The organism is Lutibacter sp. (assembly GCF_013139515.1).
Taxonomy (GTDB): domain Bacteria; phylum Bacteroidota; class Bacteroidia; order Flavobacteriales; family Flavobacteriaceae; genus Lutibacter.
The window spans coordinates 1-10,894 of the sequence record NZ_WTAR01000033.1 but is presented as its reverse complement, the minus strand read 5'-3'; the positions used below and the strand labels follow the sequence as shown (position 1 = coordinate 10,894).

11 protein-coding genes and 1 tRNA gene are annotated in these 10,894 nt (G+C 31.1%); 3 read left to right on the top strand and 9 right to left on the bottom strand.

The features are described 5' to 3' along the window. Positions 1 to 6 precede the first annotated feature (6 nt). Both GQ540_RS04320 and GQ540_RS04315 read left to right on the top strand, forming a co-directional pair. A tRNA-Val gene (locus tag GQ540_RS04320) sits at positions 7 to 84 on the top strand. A 189-nt stretch (positions 85 to 273) separates the two neighbouring features. After that, a complete protein-coding gene (locus GQ540_RS04315) occupies positions 274 to 759 on the top strand; it encodes a group 1 truncated hemoglobin (RefSeq protein WP_291797878.1) in 486 nt (161 codons plus the stop codon). Positions 760 to 902: 143 nt separating this feature from the next. On the opposite strand, the gene GQ540_RS04310 is transcribed toward GQ540_RS04315, so the two are convergent. Further along, positions 903 to 1,094, bottom strand: a complete 192-nt coding sequence (locus GQ540_RS04310) for a cold-shock protein (protein ID WP_291797875.1) — start codon at positions 1,092 to 1,094, stop codon at positions 903 to 905. A 219-nt stretch (positions 1,095 to 1,313) separates the two neighbouring features. On the opposite strand from GQ540_RS04310, the gene GQ540_RS04305 reads away from it, so the two are divergent. Continuing rightward, a complete protein-coding gene (locus GQ540_RS04305) occupies positions 1,314 to 2,099 on the top strand; it encodes an alpha/beta hydrolase (protein ID WP_291797872.1) in 786 nt (261 codons plus the stop codon). A 1-nt stretch (position 2,100) separates the two neighbouring features. On the opposite strand, the gene GQ540_RS04300 is transcribed toward GQ540_RS04305, so the two are convergent. From GQ540_RS04300 to GQ540_RS04265, 8 genes are all read right to left on the bottom strand, one after another. Next, positions 2,101 to 3,537, bottom strand: a complete 1,437-nt coding sequence (locus GQ540_RS04300; protein WP_291797869.1) for a sugar porter family MFS transporter — start codon at positions 3,535 to 3,537, stop codon at positions 2,101 to 2,103. A gap of 46 nt (positions 3,538 to 3,583) precedes the next feature. Continuing rightward, positions 3,584 to 4,369, bottom strand: a complete 786-nt coding sequence (locus tag GQ540_RS04295; RefSeq protein ID WP_291797866.1) for a glucose-6-phosphate isomerase family protein — start codon at positions 4,367 to 4,369, stop codon at positions 3,584 to 3,586. Positions 4,370 to 4,371: 2 nt separating this feature from the next. Beyond that, positions 4,372 to 6,123, bottom strand: coding sequence for a class I mannose-6-phosphate isomerase (locus tag GQ540_RS04290; protein WP_291797863.1), 1,752 nt, complete (start codon positions 6,121 to 6,123; stop codon positions 4,372 to 4,374). Continuing rightward, complete coding sequence (locus GQ540_RS04285) at positions 6,123 to 7,061, bottom strand: ROK family protein (RefSeq protein WP_291797860.1); 939 nt, start codon at positions 7,059 to 7,061, stop codon at positions 6,123 to 6,125. The genes GQ540_RS04290 and GQ540_RS04285 overlap by 1 nt, the downstream gene beginning before the upstream one ends. Before the next feature lie 7 nt (positions 7,062 to 7,068). After that, a complete protein-coding gene (locus GQ540_RS04280; protein ID WP_291797857.1) occupies positions 7,069 to 7,653 on the bottom strand; it encodes a glucose-6-phosphate isomerase family protein in 585 nt (194 codons plus the stop codon). A gap of 12 nt (positions 7,654 to 7,665) precedes the next feature. Beyond that, a complete protein-coding gene (locus GQ540_RS04275; protein WP_291797854.1) occupies positions 7,666 to 8,598 on the bottom strand; it encodes an alpha/beta hydrolase-fold protein in 933 nt (310 codons plus the stop codon). A gap of 17 nt (positions 8,599 to 8,615) precedes the next feature. Further along, positions 8,616 to 10,577, bottom strand: a complete 1,962-nt coding sequence (locus GQ540_RS04270; RefSeq protein WP_291797851.1) for a beta-L-arabinofuranosidase domain-containing protein — start codon at positions 10,575 to 10,577, stop codon at positions 8,616 to 8,618. A gap of 31 nt (positions 10,578 to 10,608) precedes the next feature. After that, on the bottom strand, positions 10,609 to 10,894 hold a 286-nt coding region (locus GQ540_RS04265; protein WP_291797848.1), incomplete at its 5' end, for a hypothetical protein.

Here is a 10,894-nt window from a genome sequence, read left to right as displayed (position 1 = left end):
CGCTTAGGGCAATTAGCTCAGTTGGTTCAGAGCACCTCGTTTACACCGAGGGGGTCGGGGGTTCGAATCCCTCATTGCCCACCAAAGTATAAAGCTTCCAATTTTGGAAGCTTTTTTTATGCCTATTATTTAGTAAACTGCTGATTTTAATACTTTGTTATTTATCATGGTTCAGTATTTTTTTATAAAATTTAAGTTATTTGCATTATTACGTAATAATTGTTACATTGCAATTTAAAGCTCTTATAATCACTAACTTAAATAATTAATCAAATGAAAAAAACTAACTATTTATTATTATTTGTACTTGTAATTACATTTTTATCATGTAAAACTGAAGTTAAAACTGATTTGACAGAAGTTAAGGATGAAGTAACTGTTGTAGAAGAAAAATCAATTTATGAAAAATTAGGAGGAAAAGAAGGTATTTCAGGTGCTGTGGACCAAATTGTTGCTAGACACCTCGAAAATGAGGATATTAAGCATTATTTTATTCCTTTGACAGAAAATCCAGAATATTTCAATCAATTTAAACAACATGTAAAAGATTTTTTAGCTGCTGGGACTGGAGGAAATGCTAGTTATAAGGGTAGAGATATGCAAGGTGCTCATAAAGGTTTAAACTTATCAGAGGCTGATTTTTTATCAGCTTTAGATGATATCCTTTTTGTTTTGGATGCCAATAAAGTTGATCGAGTTTCGAGAAATGAATTACTAGCAATACTTTATTCTATGAAAGATGCTATTATTAAACAATAATTTATCTTAATAAATTAATACAACATTGCCCACCAAAGTAAATCCTACTAGAAATAGTAGGATTTTTTTATGCTTAAAATTTAATAAAAAAAAGCCTATCAATTAAGATAGGCTTTTTATACAAATAAGTTAGAAGTAATGACTTAAATTACTTTGACATTTATTGCGTTCAATCCTTTTGGAGTTTCTTCTATCTCAAAGCTTACTTTGTCCCCTTCATTGATTTCATCAATTAGTCCATTTACATGTACAAATACATCTTTATCACCTTCTTCTGGAGTGATGAATCCAAATCCTTTAGAATTATTGAAAAATTTTACTGTTCCGTTACTCATAATTAAAAATTTTATTTAAGCTACAAATATATGGTTTTGTATTTAATTTTGTTGCATTGATAGTAAGTTATTAAAAAAGATGAATATATTTTGTAATTCCTTATTACCTACCAAAGTTTAAAGCTTCCATTTTTGGAGGTTTTTTTATGATTATAATTTTACAAATTATTTATTCTGCTAAGGTTTTAAATTTTTATTATTTTAGCTTAAAACTTTTTTATGCGTTATTTTATTTTAAGTATTAGTTTACTGTTTGTCTCTTGCAATATTTTTTCAGAAAAAAAAGAAGTTAAAATTATTGAATCAAAAGTTATTGAGAAACCAATAGTTCCAAATATATATGTAGTTAAAACAATTATTTATTCAAAAGACAGTTTGCCAATTACTATTGATATTTATGAAGTTGACAATAAAAAACCAACGGTTTTATTATGTCATCAAGCAGGATTTAGTAGAGGTGAATATAAAGACACTGCTTTAAAATTAATGGAGTTGGGATATTCTTGTATTTCCATAGATCAAAGATCAGGGAGAGAAGCTAATGGTGTGTTAAATGAAACATCTCTAGCGGCAAAAGAAAGAGGTTTACCAACAGATTATTTAGATGCTAAACAAGATATTGAAGCAGCAATTGATTATATGTATGAATTAAATGGACATCAACCAATAGTGTTAGTTGGAAGTTCGTATTCTGCAACGTTGGCCTTGTTAATTGGAAATAATTTAGAGAAAGTAAAGAAGATAGCAGCATTTAGCCCTGGAGAATATTATAAAACTATTGATGTTAAAAATAGCATTCAAAATATTTCGAAACCAGCTTTTGTAACGTCCTCAAAAAAAGAATCTTTAGCTCTAAAAGAACTAATTTCTTTAGTTGATACAAATTTTATTACTCATTTTATACCAACAGTTGAAGGTATCCATGGCTCTAGAGCATTATGGAGTTCAACCAATGGAAACGAAGACTATTGGGAAGCTTTTATTAATTTTATGACTGCTGGTTAATTTATTTTTTTTCAAATAAGGTTTCCATCTCTTCCAACGTTTTTCCTTTTGTTTCAGGAATAAATTTCCAAACAAATACTATGATTATTACTATGAAAAATGAAAACAGAAAGTAAGGCAAAGAATTATTCCAAACACCTCCATTTAGTTGTAATTTGTTAACATCACTATCAACCATTATAGGGAAAGTTTGAGATACAAAATAGTTAGCCATCCATTGCCCCGCAACTGCAATTGACATGGCAACACTACGTATTTTGTTAGGGAATATCTCTGACAGAATTACCCAAACTACTGGCCCCATTGACATTGCAAAAGATGCTATAAAAATTAAAATACCAATTAAACTTATAATCCCTTCCGAAGAAGAAATTGTTGGTAGCCCTGCGGAGTTTAATTGAGAATAATCACTAAAATATAATGTGAAACCCATCATTAAAAAACCGATTAACATTCCAAAACCACCAATCATAAGTAATGGTTTTCTTCCAAATTTATCTACTGTAAACATGGCTATAAATGTGAATAGTAAATTAACGGTTGCTAATAATATTTGTTGTAGTAATATATCTTCTTTTCCAAATCCAAGAGCTTGTTCAAAAATATCAGCACCATAGTATAATACGGCATTGATACCTGTAAATTGCTGTAATACAGAAAGAATAGTCCCAATAATTATAATTGGAAGGAACGATTTTGAAAATATTGAAACTTTCTCAGTTTTTCCTTCACTTTGTATTGATTCTTTAATTTCAACAAATTCTTTATTTGCAATTTCTTCTCCGTGAATTTTTGTTAATATAGCTTTTGCTTCATCTTCTTTTCCTTTCATCATTAACCATCTCGGACTTTTAGGAACAAAAAATAACAGTCCTAAAAATAATGCTGCCGGAATTAATTCAGACCAAAACATATATCTCCAACCTGTAGAAATATTTTCACTTTCACTCATTCCATTTCCAATAAAATAAGTTGCTAAAAACACCACAAAAAACCCAATTACAATAGCCAATTGATAAAAAGTAACCAACGTTCCTCTTCTATCTGCAGGCGCAATTTCAGCAATGTACATTGGGGCATTCATAGAAGCCATTCCTATGGCAATACCACCTAATATTCTAAAAAATACCATTAGAGAAATAGACTCAGGCAATATACTTGGTAAACCTGAACCCCAAGCTGATATAGCAAATAATACAGCAGCAATAATCAAAGATTTTTTTCGGCCAATAGCTTTGCTTAATACACCAGAAAATGCTGCACCAGCTAAGGCACCTAACAATGCGCTACTAACTATAAATCCTTTTATAGCTCCAGTTAGCTCAAAATATTTTGAAAAATAAAATTGTGTTCCATTTATAACTCCAGTGTCATACCCAAATAATAAGCCTCCTAAAGTTATAATTATTGTAATTTTTAAAATATAATTGCTACGCATTTTTTATGGTATTTAATGATGAATATTTTTTGATTTTAGGTTTATTCTATGGAATAAAATCTTCCCATAAATTCTTTTTAGTGAATGGTTTAGGAACAAATGTAAACAAATCTGGGTTCTTTTCGTATTGCGTATAAATAGATTCTTGTTGCTTTAAATTGAATTCAGAATAACTGTTTGGTTTTTTGATAGTTAAGTCCACTTTTTTGTATTCTGGGTTATGAATCCATGTTAAATCTCCGTTGTCTTCAACTAGAGGAAACCAAGCCAATCCGTTATGAGTTCTTACTTTGTCATATTCAAAACCATATTCTAAATCACACCAGGCACCAAAAGTTAAAGGTGTATTTGGATCTGCACTAATTGTTGCATGTGCCCAACTTGGAGGAACAATTACAATATCGCCAGGTTCAGCATAAACTGCATAACATTTTCCGGGATTATCATCTGCATATTCTTGCATGTAAATCACAGCTTTACCTGACCATATTTGATAAACTTCAGGAGTAGACCAATTTTGACCATATGCTGATTTTTTATGAATATGGCCTTGACTTCTTACGGGTTCTTTTCCTAATTTTCCTGATGCATAAGTTACAATACCAAACAATAAATGTTGTTTTTTAAGTTGTTCGGCATGTATTTTCTTTCCAACATTCATTGCTATTGAATACACTATTTCTGGCCCTTTACAGTTGCTATTAAGCAAACTTTTACGAATATCATCTAACTTTCTGTTTTCAACTTTTGGTCCAAAACATTCATCTCCGTATTCAAAATTAAGCGGATTTGTTGTTGGTATTATATTTAATCCTGAGGTAAATTTCTTCATAATCAAGTTCTTACATAAGCTTTTAAAGTTCCTATTTCTTTTCCAATGCTATTTCCATAAGGTCTTATTGTATAGTTACCAATAGTGGCTGGAATTATAAAAGTTTCAGCATAACTCACTGTAAAAGATTCAAATGAATTTGTTGGACTTTCAACAATTGCTTGCTCGCCTTCAATTAGGCAGATTACGTTTACACCTCCGTTTGTATTGTGAGAAACTGTATTAGTAAACCAATGACGACGAGTTTCAATAAATTCGCGTTCATGAAGCCCTGTTTTTTCTTCAATCCAACCATTTCCTTCATCAACTTTTTCAACTCTATTAATTAAATTTTCTTTAGTCCAAGAAGTTGTTCTACTCCAATCAATTACTTTTTCACCATGTTCAATATTAATTGGACGAGGTTTTCCATCCATTCCTAATCTTCCCCAATCCCATAATTTAAATGTAAAAATATATGGAGTTGCACTTACTTCTAACACCATACTTCCACTACCCGAACAATGAATAGTACCAGCAGGAATTAAAATGTGGTCATGTTTTTTAACGGGAAAAGCTTCTATATGCTTATCGGCATTGAAAGGAATTTTACCTTTTTCAGCAATTTTTAAATCTTTAATAACTTCAGATGGATTTGTATCTTCTTTTGTGCCTAAATACACAACAGCATCATCTTCAACATCAAGCATGTAATAACTTTCATCTTGTGTATAGTTTACACCAAATTTTTCTTGAATGTATTCTGTTAACGGATGTACTTGTAAACTTAAATTCCCACCTCCCATAGTGTCTAAAAAATCAAATCTAATTGGAAATTCATCACCAAATCGGCTGTAAACAGCTTCACCTAATAATTTTTCAGGTTCGTAAAAAACAAGATTTATTGAGGGCGTTTCAAACAAAATATCACCAAATTGAAACAGTAAACTATTCTCTTCAGGCACACAATTAAAACACCAAGCATAATTAGGAGCAGACTTGTCTAAGTCGCACACTTCTTTCATCCATTGACCTCCCCAAACACCTGGATCAAAAAATGGAACAACGCTAAATGGTTGTTTGTTAGTTTGTGACAATCCGTCCAAATATGTTTTTCCATGAATCATCTTTGGAGATTCGGCAGTATTAGAATCTAAAATGTAATCTATTTTTTCAAATAATTTCTTTTTATGCTTGTCACAAGCACGCCAATCAACAAAATAAGCTTGTTTGTACAAATAATTAAATTCAGAATCTTTATTATTAACACCTAAATTATCAACTTCAAAGCGTCTCATTCTTTGCTGAATTTCCCACCTAGCCATATCAGCATACACCAAAATATCCCAATCTTTACAAACTATAGAAGCACCAATTCCAGTTACAAGAATTACACCTTCATTGGTGTTTTCAATTTCTGTATTTAGTTGAACTATTTTTTCATTATTGAAGAAGTTTTCTAAGTTTAATCGAGACATGTAACCGAAAATACGATCGTCAGTAACATCAGGGAAAACGAGTTGTTTTATTTTTTCTTCTGATAAAAGAGCACTTTTGGCTTCAATAAATTTGGTTGTATTTATTCGTGCATTCAACTCTTTTTTGAATTCATTTTCATTTACTCCATGGTAAAATTCAACTACTACAACCTTTTTAGATTTTTGAATTTTATTTAAGTCTTCAGTAATTTGATTACAAATACTATCCCAATTGGAATAACATGTGCTTTCTGAAGGCATTTTTACTGTTGGAAATTTATTAAATTTGGTACTCATTAATTTTTTAAATTTTTAGTAACCAAATAGTAGGCGCCTAATAACGCTGACCTATTTGGAATTTTTGATTGAATTATTTTGATGTCTCCCCAAGGAGTCCACGCATGTTTTTTTACGTTATTTTTAATGAAAGGAATAATAACATCGGCACTTTTCATAACGCCACCTCCAAGAATAATTAACTCAGGATCATAGGCATGAATTTGATTGATAACTCCTGCTGACCAAACTTCTAAACAATGATTTCTAACGGATAAACTTAATTCACCACCTTCTTCAGCATATTTAAATAAGGATTCAAAATCTAATTCATTTCCTTCAATTAAGCTATCTGTATATCTTGGGTCAGCTTTTAATAATTCGCCTAATTTCCAGGTTGATGCTTCAGCTTCAACACATCCTAAATTACCGCAAGTACACAATGCCCCGTTTACATTTATGGTAAAATGTCCGCCTAAATTTCCTGCCTGAAAATGCTTTCCTATCAATAATTTTCCGTTTATAATAGTTGCACTTCCAACTCCAGTTCCAAAGGTTAACATTGCAATATTGTCAATCCCTTTTCCTGCTCCATATTGCCATTCACCTAACAAAGCCATTCTTGCATCATTTTCTAAAAAAACCGATGTGTTGTATGTTTCTTTAGCCCAATCAATAAAATTAAAAGCTAATGAATCATCGTATTTTTTATTTGTAGAAAGGACTTTCATTTTTATAGAATCTACCAATCCAGGGAAACCAATACCAATTCCTTCAATATCTCTTTGAGCTACAGAATGTGATTTCAAAAGGTTATTGATGGTAACTTCTATATCTTTTATGGTGTTTTGAAAAACAATTTTTGGATGCGATTTAATAGCTGTTTTTACAATTATTTCAGCATTATTCACCAAACCTATTTTTACAAAAGTGCCGCCAATGTCAATTGCAATTACCATAACAAAATTATAGTTGAGTTGAAATTAGTTGAGGTTTTCCATCTACTTCTTTTAACCTTGCAGAGAATCCGTTATCCATTATTTCTTGATAATTATGCCCTGCATCAGATGGCCAACAAGCACCAAAAGATAATTTTGTTGTACCTGTATTTACAGTTCTATGCGCTATATATCCGTTGATATAGTGCAGGCTTCCTGGGTACATTTTTTCAGCCCAAGTATTTCTGTTTTTATCCATAAGTAGTAACATTCCTTCACCTTCAATCCCCCAATAAAATTCAGCTCTATCTATTTTTTTGTGAAAATGACCTTTAGTCATAAAGTATTCATTACCAACCTTACCTGGATGGATGATTGTTTTACCGTAAAATAAACCACCTTCACGACCTTCTTCAACAGGAAGAATAGCTTGAACTTCATAAATAATTTTGTCACCATCTATATTTTTAAAGGCTTGTTTGTCTTCAAAAATATTTTGTAAATCCTTTATCTTTTTTATTGGATTGATAACTGATTTACTACTAATATTTCCGTTTGAATAATCAACAGTAAAAGGTGTATCTATAATTGTTAAATGCTTTTTATTTTTCATAATTTAAAATTATTATTTTCCTAATAGGAATATTAAAGGAATGTCTAAGCGTTCTCTCCAAGAAGCTTCAGAGTGATTTTTACCTTCAAATTTTAATGTTTTCCAATTAGCTTCTGTATAGCCGTTTAATTGCATTATTGAATCAATTTTTAACTGATATGGCTCATAGTATTGATCTAGAGTTTTGCTTCCATAATCAAAATATATTTTATGATTTTTAGAACTTGGTATTTGTTTTCCGAAGTAATTAATAAACGCTTGTGCAATTATTGGGTTGTCATTAAATGTACCAATCCAGTGTGTAGATAAACAAGCAGCACCTTCGAAAACTTCTGGGTATTCGCTAATGGCATACATGGAGATTAAACCACCATAGCTTGATCCCATTATAAATGTATTTTCTTTATTAGTTAGTGTAGTATATTTAGTGTCTATATATGGTTTTAACTCTTCAACTATAAATTTTAAATAATTGTCTGAGTGTATATCCTTCATCATATTTTTAGTGTACTCTACTTTATTTAGTGCTGTTCTAACAGAATCTACATAATTTTGAGGTAAGCTTTCAAAAGGTTTTTGAGGGAAGTAATCACCAACTCTTCCAATGTCAGAATTCCAAATACCAACAACTATTGTGTTTTTAATAGTTTTTTTGCGTGATAGTTTTCCCATCATTTCATCAACTTGCCATTCATCGTTTAGCCAAGACATGCTGGGGTCGTATAATGTTTGTCCATCATTCATGTATAAAACAGCATATTTTTTTGAAGAGTCGTAGTTTGAAGGCAGCCAAACATCAATATTTCTATCAGAAACGTATTCTGATTTCATCATTGTAATTCGTTCAACTTTACCGTCACTTATTTTAAGAGAATGGTTTTTTTCTTCTTTACACGACGATAATGTAATTAGACAAACACTTATTAATAATAGTAGATGTTTCATAATTTCAATGATATTAATTAGTCATTATTTTTTGGAAAAACAGTTAAGCGAAGCAAGGTACTTCCATAAGGAACTAACTCAATATATTCCGTTTCACCTTCCGTTTGAAGCTCTTTTGGAAACTCAGGAGTTGTTTTAAAGTTATCGGTATTTTCAATTTCTTTCAATTCCCAATTTGTAACTTTTTTTACAGGAACTCTAATTTTTATTGGTGAGTTTCCTGTATCCCAAGCGTAACCGTTTTCTTTAGTTTTAATAATTTCTATTCCCGAATTTTTACCTTCTGATAAATTTAAAGCATAGTTCCAATCTGTATTTGGTTGCATTTCTAAGGCAGGGAACTCCTTAGTTGAACGTTCGTAATCAGCTGCAATTGTAGTAGTTTCACTAATTGGGTAACTGTAAACTAACGGACCTCTTTCAATTCCAATACCATTGTTTGGCCAAGAACTTGTTGTAACTTCCATAGGCATTGTTAGTAAAATTACATCGTTGTTTGAAAATTCACGTTCTAATTTAAAAAATGTACCAGCAGTTATTTCAGCATCAACAGTTTTACCATTTACGGTTAGTTGCGTATCGCTACTCCATGCAGGAATTCTGATATAAAATGGGAATGAAGTTGGTTTTTCAAGCTGAAATTTAAATTCAACATTTTCAGAAAATGGATAATTTGTTGCCTCAGTAATTGTAATTGGCATTTGATTTTCACCCACATTAGCGGTTACAGTTGTTGGTCCAAATAGAGATGCTACTAAACCATTGTTTTCAGAACTTAACCACATTTGCTCCACATAATAAGGCATAAATCGGTTTACATTTCCTGTACAACATTCAACATCGTGCCCAGGTAAAAAAGCCATTCTACCAGGGTTGTGGCCGTAATCATTTGAAGTTAATGTTGAAATAAACTGATTAGGCGCTGAGAAATATTGATGCGATTTAAAATCTTTTGTTATGGAACCAATACCTGCATTAAATACAGCTTTTTCAATTTTATCACCTAAGTTTGCATCTCCAGTAATTCTAAGTAAATATCCAAACGTATGTGGAAATACAGCTGTGTTACAAGTTTCTGTACCCGATAATTCTGAAATACCTGTAAAATGTTCTGTAGAACTTGGTAAACCAGAGATTAACATATTGTATTTTTCAGCTTTTTTAATTCCATTTAAAGCTTCTTCTAAATATTCTTTTTTACCAGTATGACTGTATAAAATAGCAGGGATTTTAACCAATTCTAAATATACTACCACATGATGATCTGGTTGTCTATCAGCTCCAAATTGAATATCAGAGCCTGCTCTGTTTCTATTCTCAATATCAGATTTAAATATACGATAGGCTTCTTCAGCCATTTCTAATAATTTTTCGTCTTTGGTAATTCCGTACAGCCAACAAATTTCTTCTACATTGGCCAACTCTAAATCGTCAGCAAAATCTTTTGCTGTAAATGTTAAATAATGTTTGTGTAAAGCTTCAACAATTTTCAGGTCTTTAGTTTCGCTATAATCAGTCATATATGTACGAAAAAAACCTGCATAAGGCCAACGCCACCATCTATCAGCTAAGTTAGTGCTAACTCTACCAGTTTCAGGATTTATATGGTCTAACACATATTGTGTTTGTACTTTGGCTTTTTCTTTTAAAGATGCATCATTTAGCAAATGTCCTAATCTGTTAGCACCATCTATATAGTACCCTGTTTGTTCATATGGCCACCAAGCTTTTGTAGAGCCTTTAATTTTTTCAGTTGCCCACATTTTTGTGTCATACGGATACCCAGCAACTTCAATATTTCCTGTTAAACCATCTTTTTGTCGAATCAAAAATTCTTCAATCCAACCATTAGGTTGAATGGCTGTAATTTGTAGTTTATTAAAGGTGTTAAATTCTGGGTTTTCATTTTGTACTTCTTCAGAACAACTTATGAAGAATAAAATTAAAAAGATTGAAAGTGTTTTAATTATTGTTTTCATTTTAAAATATTTTGCATTTATAAATGGTGCTTTATTTTGTTGGAAATGTAACTCTACGTAGTGTGCTACTTCCCATTGGTTTTAATGTTACTTCAGTAAATTTGTTAAGTTCTGTATTAAAAAGTTTACCAACTAGTTGTCCATTTTGTGTATTCCAAGGGTTTGCAGTTGAAGTGTTGTCACTTTTTACATACGTAAACCCAAATGAGTTTTTATTTTCTGAAGCGACTAAAGCTAAATTTTTGTAGTTCTCACTAGTTGAAAAAACTTGGTAATCTATAAATCCTTTTACTTCGTATTGTTTTACAATTTCTTCT